The organism is Fulvivirga sediminis, from assembly GCF_016757215.1.
GTDB lineage: Bacteria > Bacteroidota > Bacteroidia > Cytophagales > Cyclobacteriaceae > Fulvivirga > Fulvivirga sediminis.
The window spans coordinates 225058-241406 of the sequence record NZ_JAESIY010000005.1 but is presented as its reverse complement, the minus strand read 5'-3'; the positions used below and the strand labels follow the sequence as shown (position 1 = coordinate 241406).

Annotated in this window: 9 protein-coding genes; 8 read left to right on the top strand and 1 reads right to left on the bottom strand. The window is 39.8% G+C overall.

The features are described 5' to 3' along the window. Nucleotides 1–98 precede the first annotated feature (98 nt). Nucleotides 99–5657: an alpha-2-macroglobulin family protein gene (locus JL102_RS10740; protein ID WP_202244399.1), complete on the top strand. Its 5559-nt coding sequence runs from the start codon at nucleotides 99–101 to the stop codon at nucleotides 5655–5657. Between the two features lie 49 nt (nucleotides 5658–5706). On the opposite strand, the gene JL102_RS10735 is transcribed toward JL102_RS10740, so the two are convergent. Further along, complete coding sequence (locus tag JL102_RS10735) at nucleotides 5707–7296, bottom strand: hypothetical protein (protein WP_202244398.1); 1590 nt, start codon at nucleotides 7294–7296, stop codon at nucleotides 5707–5709. Between the two features lie 162 nt (nucleotides 7297–7458). On the opposite strand from JL102_RS10735, the gene JL102_RS10730 reads away from it, so the two are divergent. The 7 genes from JL102_RS10730 (at nucleotide 7459) to ilvB (ending at nucleotide 16338) form a co-directional block, all read left to right on the top strand. Beyond that, nucleotides 7459–8625, top strand: coding sequence for a 2-isopropylmalate synthase (locus JL102_RS10730; protein WP_202244397.1), 1167 nt, complete (start codon nucleotides 7459–7461; stop codon nucleotides 8623–8625). 15 nt (nucleotides 8626–8640) lie between these two features. Then, complete coding sequence (leuC, locus tag JL102_RS10725) at nucleotides 8641–10035, top strand: 3-isopropylmalate dehydratase large subunit (RefSeq protein ID WP_202244396.1); 1395 nt, start codon at nucleotides 8641–8643, stop codon at nucleotides 10033–10035. Between the two features lie 8 nt (nucleotides 10036–10043). Beyond that, nucleotides 10044–10637, top strand: a complete 594-nt coding sequence (leuD, locus tag JL102_RS10720) for a 3-isopropylmalate dehydratase small subunit (RefSeq protein WP_202244395.1) — start codon at nucleotides 10044–10046, stop codon at nucleotides 10635–10637. Nucleotides 10638–10722: 85 nt separating this feature from the next. Continuing rightward, a complete protein-coding gene (gene leuB, locus JL102_RS10715; RefSeq protein ID WP_202244394.1) occupies nucleotides 10723–11799 on the top strand; it encodes a 3-isopropylmalate dehydrogenase in 1077 nt (358 codons plus the stop codon). Between the two features lie 228 nt (nucleotides 11800–12027). Then, a complete protein-coding gene (locus JL102_RS10710; RefSeq protein WP_202244393.1) occupies nucleotides 12028–12918 on the top strand; it encodes a branched-chain amino acid transaminase in 891 nt (296 codons plus the stop codon). Between the two features lie 4 nt (nucleotides 12919–12922). Then, nucleotides 12923–14602 (top strand): dihydroxy-acid dehydratase, encoded by a 1680-nt coding sequence (ilvD, locus tag JL102_RS10705; RefSeq protein ID WP_202244392.1) that lies wholly within the window; start codon nucleotides 12923–12925, stop codon nucleotides 14600–14602. A 2-nt stretch (nucleotides 14603–14604) separates the two neighbouring features. Beyond that, a complete protein-coding gene (ilvB, locus tag JL102_RS10700; RefSeq protein WP_202244391.1) occupies nucleotides 14605–16338 on the top strand; it encodes a biosynthetic-type acetolactate synthase large subunit in 1734 nt (577 codons plus the stop codon). Nucleotides 16339–16349 lie beyond the last annotated feature (11 nt).

Genomic DNA, 16349 nt, shown 5'->3' with positions numbered 1-16349 from the left:
CTATAACATTGATTGCACACAAGAGGTGGTTATAATCACATCGCGTATCATATTCATTCCTTTGAAACGATCATCATTTTTTAATAACTCTATTTGATATGCTCAAAAGTATAACCGGAAAAATTGTTTTATTCAGCGTGTTGCTGGTGGTTTTGGCGGTGGCAGGGATCGCCTATTTAAACCAGGATAGTAAAGCTGAAATTGTTGAAAGTGCCACTATAAATCCTGCTTTTAGTGCTTACATAACTTCGTATACGGCGGGGGTAGTACCTTCTGGTTCAAGCATCCGAATTCGTCTGGCTAAAGATGTAGCCGATTCTACTGAGTTTGGTAAAGAGGTAAAAGAAAAACTTTTTGAATTTTCACCCTCTGTAAAAGGAAAGGCCGTTTGGGTGGATACCCGTACCGCTGAGTTTCAGCCTTCGGAAAGGATGAAGTCTGGAGAGACTTATTCGGTGAACTTTCACTTGTCAGAGTTATTAGAAGTAGCTGACGAGCTGTCTACTTTTTCTTATCAATTTCAGATAATAACTCAAAACTATGATTTGAGTGTGGAAAATGTTGAAACTGAAGCGGATACAGAGCTGAAAAAGCTAAGTATAATTGGTGTTGTTTATACAGCTGATTATGCTGCTTCTGAAGATTTTGAGAAACTTTTAGAGGCTACCCAGCAGGGAAATGCTTTGCCTGTCACTTGGCAGCACACAGAAAATGATCATCGTTTTTTAATTAAAGATGTAAAGCGCTCAGACTCTGAAAGCAAAGTAATGCTTAAGATGCATGGTGCAGCTATTGGGGTAGATAGAGACGAGGAAAAGGAGATAGTTATACCTGCTTTAGGTGATTTTAAGGTGGTGGATGTACGCGTGGTGCAAAGCCCGAGTCAGTATCTGGTAGTGCAGTTTTCGGATCCTCTTAAACCTAAGCAAAATCTGGATGGACTCATTACTATTGAGGGGCTAAGCTCACTTGATTATGATATTAAAGAGAATCAAGTATATGTGTATCCTCCTGTAAGGCAGGCTGGAGATAAAAGAGTAACGATATCTTCAGGAGTTAGAAATATTCTGAATTATAAATTGAAAGGTAGTGAGAATCACACCGTTACTTTCGCTCAAGTGCGTCCAGATGTGCGCGTAGTGGGCAAAGGTAATATTCTGCCTAGTACAGAGGGTTTGGTGCTTCCTTTTGAAGCGGTGAGCTTAAAGGCAGTGGATGTGGAGATTATCAAAATCTATGAGAATAACATTGTCCAATTTCTTCAAAGCAATGATTTAAACGGAAGTAGCTATTTGAGGAGCGTGGGTAAGCCCGTGCTTAGAAAGACGGTAGCGTTAAACACTTCTGGGATTGTTGATCTTGGTAAATGGAATCGTTTTACTCTTGATCTTGCAGAGCTGATCAGTACAGAGCCAGGAGCTATCTATCAAGTGAGGTTAAGTTTTAGAAAATATCAATCTGTTTATTACTGTGGAGAGTCAGAGACAGAAGAAGATATGCAGCCTCTTGAGGAAATGAACTGGGAAGATGATGATCAATTTAGTGCCTATGACTCATATAGATCATATGAGTATAACCCTGATTATAGATGGAGAGAAAGAGATAACCCATGTCATGTATCGTATTTTATAGACCATGATCCTGTTATTAAAAATGTGCTGGCCTCAGACCTGGGTGTAATTGCTAAGAGAGGAAATGGCGGACAGCTACAGGCATGGGTAACTGATCTCAAAACTACAGAGCCTAAATCTGGAGTAAGGGTCGATGTCTATAATTTTCAGCAGCAGGTAGTAGGCTCGGCCATTACAGATGCTGATGGTATGGTGATCCTGGATCTTAAGGAGCGTCCTTTTGTAGTAGTGGCTTCTGATAATCAGCAAAAAGGATACTTGAAGTTGGATGATGGCTCGTCACTTTCTCTAAGTAACTTTAACGTAAGCGGGTCTACTGTTCAGGAAGGTATTAAAGGTTATATTTATGGAGAAAGAGGCGTTTGGAGGCCAGGCGACACGTTGCACCTTACCTTTGTTTTAGAAGACAAGCTTAAGAAAATTCCTGAAACACACCCTGTAATCATGGAGTTGTACAACCCTTCTTGGCAGCTAACGCAAAAAACAATTAGAGCTGAAGGTGAAAACGGATTTTATAAGTTTGAGATGGTCACCAGCCCTGATGCTCCTACAGGTAATTGGACAGCTTCAGTAAAAGTGGGAGGAGTTGAATTTTCTAAAAACATTAAGATTGAGACCGTAAAGCCCAATAGGCTGAAAATAAAGCTCGATTTTGGTACAGATAAAATTACTAACAGTAATAATCAGGTTAATGGGGACCTAACAGTAAGCTGGCTACATGGTGCGCCTGCCAGAAATCTAAAAGCGGAATTTGAGATGTTATTAGCGCCGGCTAAAACATCATTTGAAAAATACCCTGCCTATAATTTTGATGATCCTGCCCGTCACTTTAGCAGTGAGAGTAAAAAGATATTTGAAGGATATGTTAATGAAGAAGGTAAGGCTACAGTAAATGCTAGTTTGGCTACTCATAATGAGGCTCCAGGTATGCTTAAGGCCTATTTTACTGGTAAAGTGTTTGAAGAAGGTGGTAATTTCAGTATTGATAATTTTTCATTGCCTTACTATCCTTACGAAACCTTTGTTGGCATGAAGCTTCCGGAGTCTAGAAACTGGAGCAGATTATTTTATAATAAGCCTAATCAGGTAGATATAGCTACGGTAGATGCAGATGGAAATCCGGTTACAAGAAAAAATGTAGAGATAGAAGTATATCGTTTAGATTGGAGATGGTGGTGGAACCAGGATGGTGAAAATATTGCCAATTATATCAGTAGATCTAGTCTTACGCCAGTGGTAAAAGGAACAGCCAACACTACTAATGGTAAGGGAACTTTCAATTTTGATCTTGATGATTGGGGTAGATATTATATCCGAGTGTGTGATCCTGTAAGTGGTCATTGTACAGGAGAAGTTCATTATACTTCATGGGGTGGTAGCCGTGATGAAATGCCTGGTGGAGCAACCATGCTTACGTTTACTGCTGATAAAGATAAATATAAAGTGGGAGAGGAAGTGTCTCTAAAAATACCTAGCAGTAATAAAGGTAGGGCTTTAGTAAGTGTTGAAAATGGAAGTAGAGTATTAGAATCTTATTGGGTAAATACTCAGCAAGGAGAAACTAACTTTGCTTTTGACGTAACCGAAGCCATGGCTCCTAACATTTATGTGTTCGTTACCTTGATTCAAGAGCATAAACAGACGGTTAACGATCTACCTATCAGACTGTATGGTGTTATTTCATTAGGAGTAGAAAATCCTAATACTATTCTTGAACCACAGATAGCTATGCCCGATGTGTTGGAGCCAGGGCAGGAGGTGTCTATTACTGTTTCTGAAAAGAGTAAGAAAAAAATGACGTATACCGTGGCTGTAGTAGATGAAGGGCTGTTGGATCTGACTCATTTCCCTACGCCTAATCCATGGGGTTCTTTCTATGCCAGAGAGGCTTTAGGGGTGAGAACCTGGGATCTTTTTGATTATGTAATGGGAGCTTATGGTGGTAAGGTGGAGCGTTTGCTGGCCATAGGTGGTGATGAAGAAGGAACTAAAAATGCCACAGCTAAAGCGAATAGGTTTAAGCCTGTAGTGAAATATATGGGACCTTTTACTATTAAGCCAGGAGAAGCCAAAACGCATAAATTCACTATGCCTCAGTATGTGGGCTCTGTCAGGACAATGGTAGTGGCTGGTAATCAGGGAGCTTATGGTAATGCAGAAAAGGCTACTCCTGTAAGGCAGGCGCTTATGGTGCTAGGAACACTACCCAGGGTATTAGGGCCTGAAGAGCTGGTAAAATTACCAGTAACAGTTTTTGCTGCCGAGAAAAAAGTGAAGAACGTAAAAGTAAATATAGAGGCCAATGATCTCTTTGAAATAGTGGGTAGTGATTCTAAGAATATCACTTTTAATGAAATTGGAGAGCAAGTGGTTTATTTTGATTTGAAAGTGAAATCTAAGCTAGGTATAGGTAAGGTTAAGATTAATGCCACTGGAGCGGGTGAAAGATCACATGCTGACATTGAGCTTGATGTAAGAAATCCTAATCCTCCTATGACTAAGGTAATTGATGTGCTGCTACAGGAAGGCGAAGATTGGAATACCAGCTTTGAGGCTATAGGCATGGCAGGAACTAACCTGGCAACTTTAGAGGTGTCTAACATACCACCTATTAATCTTAAAAAGAGGTTGAAGTATCTTATTCAATACCCCCATGGCTGTATTGAGCAGACTACCTCATCGGTATTTCCTCAGTTATACCTTTCATCTATGATGAACCTTGATGAGAAGGAAAAGCAAAAAATAGAGAAAAATATTAATGCCGGAATTAGTCGCTTAAGAACTTTCCAGAAGAGTGATGGCGGATTCTCTTACTGGCCTGGAGGTGATGACTCTAACAGTTGGGGTTCATCTTATGCAGGACATTTCTTAATAGAAGCAGAGAAGAGAGGATATAGTGTTCCTTCTGACCTTATCCGTAAGTGGAAAAAGTATCAAAGAAGAAAGGCTGCTGAGTGGAGAAATAATAACAGCTACTACAGTGATGATCTTATGCAGGCTTATCGTCTCTATACTTTAGCCCTTGCTGGTGCACCGGAAGCTGGCGCTATGAACAGGTTGAGAGAAGAAGGTAACCTGAGTGTAAGCGGTGCTTGGAGACTCGCAGCTGCTTATGCTAAAGCAGGGCAGAAAGAGGCTGCTCAAAAGCTGGTTAGTAATTTATCTACTGACGTAAAAGACTATCGTGAGCTAGGATATTCTTATGGATCTACCCTGAGAGATGAGGCAATGATATTAGAAACATTGAGCTTGTTAGGTAATCAAAAGGAGGCTTTTGCTCTATTGAAACGAATTTCAGGTAGAATGGCTTCGGAAGAGTGGATGAGCACTCAAACTACAGCTTACTGTCTTATCGCTATTGGTCATTTCACAGGAAATGAAAAAGGCACCAAATCTATCAAATATACCTTTGCCATGAACTCTGGTAAATCGGTGACTGCAAGCACGGAGTTGCCTGTGTCTCAGTCTGAATTGGGAGTTAAAGATAGCGGGTCTAATTCTCTCAAGGTTAAAAATGATTCTGACGGACTGCTTTATGCCCGAGTGATATTGGAGGGTACGCCAGTGAGAGGAAAAGAAGAGGCTTCTTCTAATAACCTAAGAATGAGGGTAGAGTATATGACAACAAATGGAGATCCTATTGATCCTACTAGCCTAGAGCAAGGTACAGACTTTGTGGCAGAGGTTACAGTAGTTAATCCAGGTCTAAGAGGAGGTTATGAAAATCTTGCTTTAGCTCAAATATTTCCTTCTGGCTGGGAGATTCATAATGCCAGATTAAACGATATGGATCAGTTCACCAGTGGAGACGTTCCCGATTATCAGGACATTCGTGATGATAGAGTGTATACCTATTTTGATTTGAAGCGTAATCAAAGCAAAACTTTCCGAATTCTTTTAAATGCCAGCTATCAAGGTACTTATTATATGCCAGCCATACAATGTGAGGCTATGTATGATAATAGCATTAGCGCTACCTTGATGGGTAAAGAAGTGGAAGTGGTGAAAGCAGGAGGTGTTCAATGATGATATAGGCACTTGAATAATTAGATATACAAGCCTTGGTTAGTTCATTCTAATCAAGGCTTTTTTCGTTATAAGGCTCATTACGTTGTTCTTTTAATATAGCCATTGCCTTTTCTTTAATAACAGCCGCTACCGGCTTCTGCTGTATTTTGCTCTCCAGCCATTCTATAATATCAAAATATACAAAGGCTCTTTTCTCGTAAGGGTTGTTTTTTAATGAGAGTAGCTGACTTCTAAGCTTTATGAATTCAGGGATCAGTTGGCTTTCTTTAAATTGATAGCTTAGTTTTTTTAGGAAATTGAGAATGTATTTTTGGAAGTTATGTAAGTCATCTTTCTTCAATAAAAACCGATACGTGGAGCGGATGTAATAATCAATTACATCTACATTGCCTAGTTCATAATGGCTTATCAGGTTGAGGATTCGGGCAAAAGAGTGTACATCTTCTCTGATGTCTACGTTTTCCGAGTTTAAAATACGATTGAGATAAAATATGGCTTCATTATAATCTCCATTACCAAAATATAGGCAGCTGGTTTTGTAGTACATAATTAGCTTGGAGTGATTATCTAGAAGTGAAGTGAAATGCTCTAAGCCAGTTTGGATCTTTTTCATTAGAGCAACACCAATGTCAAAATCCCCAAGCATGAAAAAACGGTTAAACTCATGTACATAGGTATATTTAATGAGCCTCAACCGAATGTTTTCATTCATTACGTTTTTAGGAAACTGCCTAATTTCTCTCAGTTGCCTGCTGGTTTGTACAAATTCATAATATCTGAACTGTTTGTATTGAGCTATTAATAAATTATTGAGCGCTCTAATGTAAGCTTCTATTTTTGAGGTACGTATCTGTTTGTGTTCATCAAACAAGTCGGCACATTTTCGAGCATATAAATAGCCACTTTCAATATCCTGAATAAAGAAATAATACCCTACATAAAGATTGTAGAGATTGAGTTTTTCATCTAATGAGAGTTTTTTTTCATCATAAGAGGGCATGCTGGAGTTGAACATTTCCCTCAATTGCTCAAAATCGCTCTCGTTTCTTATAAATCCTATTTTTAAGTACAGGGCATTGAGTTTGGCAGAGAGGTTAGTGAAAATATTAATATTATTAATGCGATTGTTAGTGTCCTGTACTTCTTCAATTATTCTATTAACTCTCAGTTGGTTGCCTTGCCCTACGGTTTGGTTGATTACATTTTTCTCCCATTTCAATATCTCCAGCTGTAGTTCTAGGTTCCCGGTTTTTAACGCTTGTTTTTTTGCTTTTTTTAAAATGGAAGCACACTGATCATACAAACTGCGATTAAAGAGGATTTGCGCATAATCAATCATTTCTCTTATCTGTATATCTATAACAGAGCTTTGATTATACTGCCTGATGCTTTGAAGGATTTTCTTGTATAAATGAGATTTTAAGTTAGAAAGCTGGGCAGGATTTAAATCCGGATCTTTCTTTAATAATTCATTGTCATCAAAATGTTTTTGGTGATCAATAAGGTCGAATAAACGGACATATTTCTTGGCAGAATTATCATTTTCAGAGTTGACAAATACCTTGAAGTATCGCTTTTCACTTTTTTTTAGCGATTTAATGAGCAAAAATAAAACGTCTGATTTCTCCTTAGACATCGTAAATATATTAATTTAAAAATCGCATATATGGCAATTATAGTCAATTTATAGCGAAAAAAAGAGCATTTAGAAATTGTATTTACTGCTTATTTAGGTAAGGCCAAAGTATACATACTCCTTACATTTGATGTCAATAAATTGAAACGGAACCATTTTAATATGAACAACAGAATTCAAATTTTTGACACGACTTTAAGAGATGGCGAGCAAGTGCCAGGATGTGGCTTGTCTAAAAACGAAAAGATCACAATAGCAAAAGCACTTGAAGAGCTGGGAGTGGACGTGATAGAGGCTGGTTTCCCTATATCTAGTCCGGGAGACTTTCAGTCTGTAGAAGCTGTTTCTAAAGAAGTAAAAGATGTTACGGTTTGTGCACTTTCCAGAGCGGTAGAAAAAGATATTGAAGTAGCAGCTGATGCTGTGAAACATGCTAAGAGGCCCAGAATACATACAGGTATTGGTACTTCTGATCAGCATGTGTTTACTAAAATAAAAACTACCAGAGAAGATATTTTGTTGCGTGCGGAAAGATGCGTGAAGTATGCTAAGAAATTTGTAGAAGATGTAGAATTCTATGCAGAGGACGCGGGCCGTACCGATAATGAATTTCTTGCTAAAGTTATTCAGGTAGCCGTAAATGCAGGTGCTACTGTAGTGAATATTCCTGATACTACTGGGTATTGTTTGCCAGAAGAATATGGTAAGAAAATCAAATTCCTTTGTGATAATGTAATAGGTATTGAAAATGTAGCTATTTCAACACACTGCCATAATGATTTAGGCCTAGCCACAGCTAATAGTATAGAAGCGATTAAAAATGGAGCTCGTCAGGTTGAATGTACTATTAATGGTATTGGAGAAAGAGCAGGAAACACTTCATTAGAAGAAGTGGTAATGATCTTGAAAAAACATAATTGGTTAAACTATCAAACAGGTATAGATAGCACTAAAATCTATCCTATGAGTCAGTTGGTATCTTCCACTATGAATATGCCTGTGCAGCCTAACAAGGCCATCGTAGGTAGCAATGCTTTTGCTCACTCATCAGGTATTCATCAAGACGGTGTAATCAAAAACAGAGATAATTATGAGATTATTGCTCCTGAAGAAGTAGGGGTAGATGAGTCTTCTATTATTCTTACAGCTCGTAGCGGAAGAGCTGCCTTAAATTTCAGAATGGGCAAGCTGGGAGTGCAATTGAGTAAAGATGAGTTGGAAACTGTTTACGAAAAATTCCTTGAAGTAGCAGACAGAGTAAGTGTAGTGAATGATGCTGAGCTTAAAAGCTTGGTGAGTCAGTACTTAATCACCAATACAAATTTTTAATTTTTTAATATTTCGATGTCAAAAACACTTTTCGATAAGATTTGGGATAAGCATGTGGTTCAGGAAATTGAAAACGGACCGCAGGTTGTATATATAGACCGTCATTTTATACATGAAGTTACTAGCCCACAGGCATTTGCAGGGCTAAAAAGAAGAGGTATAGGCGTCTTCCGTCCTGAGCAGACGGTGGCTACTGCTGATCATAATGTTCCTACTATGAATCAGCATTTACCTATTAAAGATCAGCTTTCACGTCATCAGGTAGAAACTTTGGTGAAAAACTGTGATGAGTTTGGGGTGGAGCTCTATGGCTTAGGACACCCTTATCAAGGGATCGTTCACGTAATAGGGCCGGAATTGGGAATCACACAGCCCGGTATGACTATCGTATGTGGAGATAGCCACACTTCTACTCATGGTGCTTTTGGTAACATCGCTTTTGGTATAGGTACTAGTGAAGTGGAACAGGTTTTTGCCACTCAGTGTATTCTTCAAAAGAAGCCCAAAACCATGAAAATTCAGGTGGATGGTAAGCTGAAAAACGGGGTGCTTTCTAAAGATATTGTATTATACATTATCTCTCAGATCACCACTGGCGGTGGAACTGGATATTTCATAGAGTTCTGTGGCTCGGCTATAGAGTCACTTTCTATGGAGGCTCGTATGACTATCTGTAACATGAGTATAGAGATGGGAGCTAGAGGAGGGATGATCGCTCCAGATGAAATCACCTTCTCTTATTTAAAAGATAGAAAATTCGCTCCTAAGGGAGAAGAGTGGGATAAAAAACTCGCTTACTGGAAAACATTAAAAACAGATCCTGAAGCTAAGTTTGATAAAGAATATCACTTCAAGGCTGAAGATATAGAACCTATGATCACCTATGGTACTAATCCAGGAATGGGTATTGGTATTACGCAGAGTATCCCAGGAGGTAATGGTGAGGCCAGTGCCGGTCTGAAAAAATCACTGGAGTACATGGATCTGCAAGGTGGAACGCAGCTGTTAGGTAAAAAAATTGATTATGTATTTATAGGTAGCTGTACTAATTCTCGCATTGAAGATCTTAGGCTGGTAGCCAACTTGGTTAAAGGAAGGAAAAAAGCAGAGCATGTAAATGCTATGATCATCCCAGGCTCCAGGCAAGTAGAGGATCAGGCTAAAGCTGAAGGTATCGATAAAATATTAGCCGAAGCTGGTTTTGAGCTTCGTCAACCAGGCTGTTCGGCCTGCTTAGGTATGAATGAAGATAAAGTACCTAGAGGAAAATATTGTGTTTCTACTTCTAACAGAAACTTTGAGGGTCGACAGGGACCTGGAGCCAGAACCATGCTGGCCAGCCCACTTACAGCAGCGGCGGCAGCACTTAACGGCTATATAACTGATGTTAGAGAAATGATAGAAGACTAAAATTACAGATGGATAAATTCGATACATTAATATCAACTTGCGTTCCTATTCCTTTTCAGGATATAGATACTGACCAAATTATACCTGCCAGGTTTCTTAAAGCTACTACCAGAGAAGGCTTTGGTGAGAACCTTTTTTGCGACTGGCGCTATGATGACAAAGGAAATGCTAATGCAGATTTTGTCTTGAATAAAGATACATATTCAGGGAAAGTGCTGGTAGCAGGAAAGAATTTTGGATGTGGTTCTAGCAGAGAACACGCTGCATGGGCTATTTATGACTACGGTTTCAAAGTAGTGGTAAGCAGCTTTTTTGCAGATATTTTTAAGAATAACGCTCTGAATAACGGCTTGCTGCCTGTTCAGGTTTCAGATGAATTTTCAGAAAAGCTTTTTGATGCCATAGATGCTGATCCTAATACAGAAGTGAAAGTAGACCTAGATACTCAAACCGTAACATTGGTAGGATCAGATATCAGTGAAGAGTTTGAAATTAACCCTTACAAAAAGCACTGCCTTAAAAATGGCTTTGATGATATAGATTTTCTGCTGAGTAACCTTGATAAGGTGAAGGCTTATGAATCTGATAGTATAATGAAATAATGATGGGTGAAACAATCCTCTCGTAGGTTTATCCGGTTTAGGTTACCCTACTTCCGAGGATTGTTCCTTTTAGCAAAATATAAGAATGAAGAAAAAAATAGCAATATTGCCTGGTGATGGGATAGGTCCTGAAGTTACAAAGCAGGCATTAAAGTCACTAAAATCTATAGAGGAGGCCTTTGGCCATGAGTTTACTTACACAGAAGCTCATGTGGGTGCTGCGGCTATAGATGCTACAGGCGATCCTTTTCCTCAGCAGACTGAAGATGTTTGCCGTGCTGCAGATGCCATATTATTTGGTGCTATCGGCCATCCTAAATATGATAATGATCCGAAGGCTAAAGTGAGGCCAGAGCAGGGATTATTGGCTATGCGTAAAAAGCTTAATCTTTTTGCTAACGTGAGGCCAGTAAAAAGTTATGATGCCCTGCTTTCTAAATCGCCCTTAAAAGAGAGCATTATTCAAGGTACTGATTTCGTAGTGTTCAGGGAGCTAACAGGGGGTATCTACTTCGGTCAGCCCAGAGGAAGATCAGAAGATGGCAACCAGGCTTTCGACACTTGTAATTATAGCAAAGAAGAAATCACCAGGATCGCTAAGCTGGCTTTTCAGGCAGCTGGTAACAGAGGCAAGAAAGTTACTTTGGTAGATAAGGCTAATGTTTTGGCAACTTCCAGACTTTGGAGAGAAACCGTTCAAGAAATGGCTTCTGATTATCCAGACATACAATTAGATTTTATGTTTGTAGATAATGCAGCCATGAAAATCATCCAAAATCCTAAAGATTTTGATGTGGTGCTTACAGAAAATATGTTCGGAGATATCATTACCGATGAGGCCTCTGTTATTGCGGGGTCTTTAGGTATGCTGCCTTCAGCATCAATAGGTACAGCACAAAGCCTTTTTGAACCCATTCACGGTTCTTACCCACAGGCGGCAGGTAAAGATATAGCTAATCCTTTCGGTGCTATTCTTTCAGCAGCCATGCTTTTAGAGTATTCATTTGGTTTAGTGGAGGAGAGTAAAGCCATTCAAGATGCCGTGCTTAAGGCGGTGGATGATGGTTTTGTTACTGAAGATATAGATAGAGAAAACCCAGTAGGAACGGAAGAGGTAGGAGATAAGGTGGCTGCTTATATCAAGGAAATGTTAGCCGTGTAGCCATGGCCATGGAAAAAAACATACCACAGCCCTATTATTTCAAAAACTATTTAGTTAGCTTTAAAACAAAGAGCGACAATGAAAAGCGTAAACATCAATATTTCCCTGATTATTATTAGCGTCGTGGTGAGAACCATGAGGGATTGGTGATGCTATGTCTATAAAATTTTATAGAGCGCCAATCCTACCGAGGGTTGGCGCTTTTTTTATGATTAAAATTTAAAAGCCATGTACTACAACAACGATACTATCGTCTTTCAAAATGGCAAATGGCTAAAGGCTAAAGACGCCTCTGCCACCATGTATAACCAAACACTACACTATGGAATAGGTGTGTTTGAAGGTATTAGATCATATAAGAATGTGAATGGCTGCAACATATTTAGAGCCAAAGAACATTATGACCGTTTGCTATATTCGGCCGCTAAAATGCACATAGAGCTGCCTTATTCGATAGAAGAACTGGTGAGTATCACCTATGAGTTGTTGGATAAAAATAACCTTACGGATGCCTATATAAGACCATTAGTTTATCAGGGGATGAATATGGCACTTACTCCGGCCTCGGAAACTAACGTGTTTATAGGAGCTTGGGAGTGGGCTAAGTATCTGGGAAATGGGCCGTTAAATGTAATGATCTCTTCTTATCAAAGACCCAACCCTAAGTCTTGTGTTATGGAAGCCAAAGTGGTAGGGCATTATACAAACTCTGTATTGGCTACCACTGAAGCTAAAAAGCTAGGCTATGATGAGGCTTTGTTATTAGATATACATGGCAATGTAGCTCAGGGGCCTGGGGCTAACGTTTTTTTTGAAAAAGACGGCGTTTTATACACTCCTCCTGCCGGAAATATTTTACCAGGTATAACCAGAGCCACTATTATGGAGCTAGCTAAGGAGCTGGAAATAAGAGTAATAGAAAAGCATTTTACACCAGAAGAAGTATATGATGCTGATAATGCATTTTTCGCGGGTACAGCGGTAGAAATAACGCCCATAGGAGCTATTAATGGTGAGAAATTTAAAGGTAATTGGGATGAATCAGCCAGTAATAGTTTATACATGATGTACCGTAATAAAGTGCAGCATAATGAATATCAAGGACTTACAATTGTATAGATAAATGTCAGAAAATCTTAATAAATACAGCAAAGCAGTAACACAAGACCCTACACAGCCAGCCGCTCAGGCTATGCTGCATGCCATAGGGTTATCAGATGAAGATCTTAAAAAGCCTCAAATAGGTGTGGTAAGCACTGGGTATGAAGGCAACCCTTGCAACATGCATCTCAATGATTTAGCTAAAGTGGCTAAAGAAAGTATCAATAAAGAAGAGCTCATAGGCCTTATTTTTAATACTATAGGTGTAAGTGACGGTATTTCTATGGGTACACCGGGTATGAGATACAGTTTGCCTTCAAGAGACATTATCGCAGATTCTATTGAGGTAGTGGTTAATGCACAATCGTACGATGGCGTGGTAACGGTAGTAGGGTGTGATAAAAATATGCCCGGAGCAATGATTGCTATGGGCCGATTAAACAGACCGGGGATACTGATATATGGAGGAACAATTGCTCCCGGATGTTATAAAGACAAGAAATTGGATGTGGTAAGTGCTTTTGAAGCGCTTGGTCAAAAAATAGCAGGATCTATCTCTGAAGAAGATTTCAGCGGAGTCGTACATAATGCATGCCCCGGAGCAGGAGCTTGTGGAGGTATGTATACTGCTAATACTATTGCTTCTGCCATAGAAATGCTAGGCATGAGCTTGCCTTATGGTTCCTCTAATCCGGCTACTAGTGGAGAAAAAGACGAGGAGTGCTCTCGAATAGGGGCAGCTATGAAAAAGCTGATAGAGCTGGATTTGAAACCTCGTGATATTGTTACTCGAAAGTCTTTTGAAAATGCGGTAAAGCTGGTTACAGTGCTCGGAGGATCTACTAATGCTGTATTGCACTTGCTGGCTATAGCTAAGGCCTTTGAAATTGATTTTGATATAAATGATTTTCAGAAAATAGGTAATAGCACCCCATTCCTGGCAGATCTAAAGCCAAGTGGTAAGTATCTTATGGAAGACTTGCATAAGCATGGAGGTGTGCCAGCTGTAATGAAACTGATGCTCAAAGAAGGTATTATCGATGGTAGCTGCATGACTGTGACAGGTAAAACTTTAGCAGAAAACTTAGAAGAATTACCTGGTTTGCCAGAGGAACAGGATATTATTAAGCCGTTCTCTGACCCTATTAAAAAAACAGGACACATCAGGATTTTGAGAGGGAATCTGGCTCCTGATGGAGGTGTGGCCAAAATTACAGGTAAAGAAGGAGAAGTATTTGAAGGACCAGCACACATTTTTGATAGTGAATATGATGCTAATGACGGGATAAGTAACGGAGAAGTGAAAGCTGGTGAAGTGGTGGTGATCCGTTATGAAGGGCCTAAAGGCGGCCCCGGCATGCCGGAAATGTTGAAGCCTACAGCAGCTATCATGGGAGCAGGTTTGGGTAAGTCTGTTGCATTGATAACTGACGGTAGATTCTCTGGGGGTACACACGGTTTCGTAGTAGGCCATATCACTCCTGAGGCCCAGGATGGAGGCCCGATTGCTTTAGTAGAAAATGGAGACATTATCCGCATAGATGCTACCAACGATACCATAGAGGTGCTGGTAGATGAGGAAACTATGAAAGCCAGAAAAGAAAAATGGATAGCTCCACCATTGAAAAAGACTAGTGGAGTATTATATAAATATTCAAAAAGTGTTTCATCTGCATCTTTAGGGTGTATAACTGATCTTTAATTATGGATACATTAACCAAAACAGTTGGTGAGAACGAAGAAATTTCCAAAAAGAATATAAGTGGATCTGAGGCAATAATCAGATCGCTTCTAGCAGAAGATGTCGGCACTGTGTTTGGTTATCCAGGAGGTGCCATAATGCCAACATATGATGCTCTTTATCACTTTCAGAAAGAGCTTAAGCATGTAATGACGCGTCATGAACAGGGCGCAATACATGCGGCGCAAGGAATGGCCAGGGTAACCGGTAAGCCAGGAGTAGTATTTGCTACTTCAGGGCCAGGAGCCACTAACCTTATCACTGGTCTGGCAGATGCCAAAATAGATAGCACGCCTCTGGTATGCATTACCGGGCAGGTGGCCTCTCCATTACTGGGTACAGATGCTTTTCAGGAAACTGATATTATGAGCATTTCTATGCCTGTAACTAAATGGAACATTCAGGTAACTAAAGCTGAAGATATACCCGGAGCAATAGCTAAGGCCTTTTATATTGCTACCTCTGGTAGACCTGGTCCTGTACTCATAGATATCACTAAGGATGCTCAAGTGGCTTCTTTTGATTTTACCTATAAGCACTGCACGGGTTTTAGAAGTTATGTTCCTAATCCTGCTATAGATTATGATGAAATTGAAAAAGCTGCCGCTCTGATCAATCAGGCGAAAAAGCCCTATATCCTTTTTGGACAAGGTGTTATATTGGCCAATGCTGAAGATGAGTTTAAAGAATTTGTAGAAAAAACAGGTATACCTGCTGCATGGACATTGCTAGGTTTATCTGCTTTGCCTACCGACCATCCTTTAAATGTAGGTATGCTGGGCATGCATGGAAATTATGGGCCTAATGTACTTACCAATGAATGTGACGTGCTTATAGCCATAGGCATGCGCTTCGATGACAGGGTTACTGGAGATTTGAATCGTTATGCTAAGCAGGCCAAGGTTATTCACTTGGAAATAGACCCTGCCGAGATAGACAAAAATGTGAAGTCAGACATAGCTCTGCTAGGACATGCTAAGGATCTATTGCAGGTGCTCAACACCATGTGTAAGGAGAATAAGCACGAAGCATGGCGTAAAAAGTTTGATGAGTATAAGGCCATAGAATTTGAAAAAGTAATAGAGAAAGAACTTAATCCTACTAAGCCCGGACTTACTATGGGCGAAGTGGTGAGAAGAGTGAATGACCTAACTGATAGTGAAGCTGTAATAGTTACAGATGTAGGTCAGCATCAGATGGTGGCTTGTAGATATGCTACCTTCAAAAAGTCTAAAAGCAACGTTACTTCAGGTGGATTGGGCACCATGGGCTTCTGTTTGCCAGCGGCCTTAGGAGCAAAGCTGGGAGCGCCTGAAAGAGAAGTAATAGCTATTATTGGAGACGGAGGTTTTCAAATGACTATTCAGGAGCTCGGCACCATTAGCCAAACAGAAGCTGCTGTGAAAATCATTATTCTTAATAACCAGTTTTTAGGAATGGTTCGCCAGTGGCAGCAGTTGTTTTTTGATAAAAGGTATTCGTCTACCGAACTTACCAATCCTGATTTTGTGGCTATAAGTAAAGGTTTTGGTGTGGAAGCTAGCACCGTAAGTGATAGAAGCAAGCTGGATGAAGCACTAAAAACGATGATGGATTACGAAGGATCATACTTGCTGGAAGTGATGATAGAAAAAGAAGATAACGTGTTCCCAATGGTGCCAACTGGTGCTAGTGTGGAGGATATCAGATTAGAGTAACCATAAATAAT

Coding starts and splice junctions, on each gene's coding strand:
- JL102_RS10740 (WP_202244399.1), top strand. CDS start 99: ATGCTCAAAAGTATAACCGGAAAAATTGTTTTATTCAGCGTGTTGCTG.
- JL102_RS10735 (WP_202244398.1), bottom strand. CDS start 7,296: ATGTCTAAGGAGAAATCAGACGTTTTATTTTTGCTCATTAAATCGCTA.
- JL102_RS10730 (WP_202244397.1), top strand. CDS start 7,459: ATGAACAACAGAATTCAAATTTTTGACACGACTTTAAGAGATGGCGAG.
- leuC (WP_202244396.1), top strand. CDS start 8,641: ATGTCAAAAACACTTTTCGATAAGATTTGGGATAAGCATGTGGTTCAG.
- leuD (WP_202244395.1), top strand. CDS start 10,044: ATGGATAAATTCGATACATTAATATCAACTTGCGTTCCTATTCCTTTT.
- leuB (WP_202244394.1), top strand. CDS start 10,723: ATGAAGAAAAAAATAGCAATATTGCCTGGTGATGGGATAGGTCCTGAA.
- JL102_RS10710 (WP_202244393.1), top strand. CDS start 12,028: ATGTACTACAACAACGATACTATCGTCTTTCAAAATGGCAAATGGCTA.
- ilvD (WP_202244392.1), top strand. CDS start 12,923: ATGTCAGAAAATCTTAATAAATACAGCAAAGCAGTAACACAAGACCCT.
- ilvB (WP_202244391.1), top strand. CDS start 14,605: ATGGATACATTAACCAAAACAGTTGGTGAGAACGAAGAAATTTCCAAA.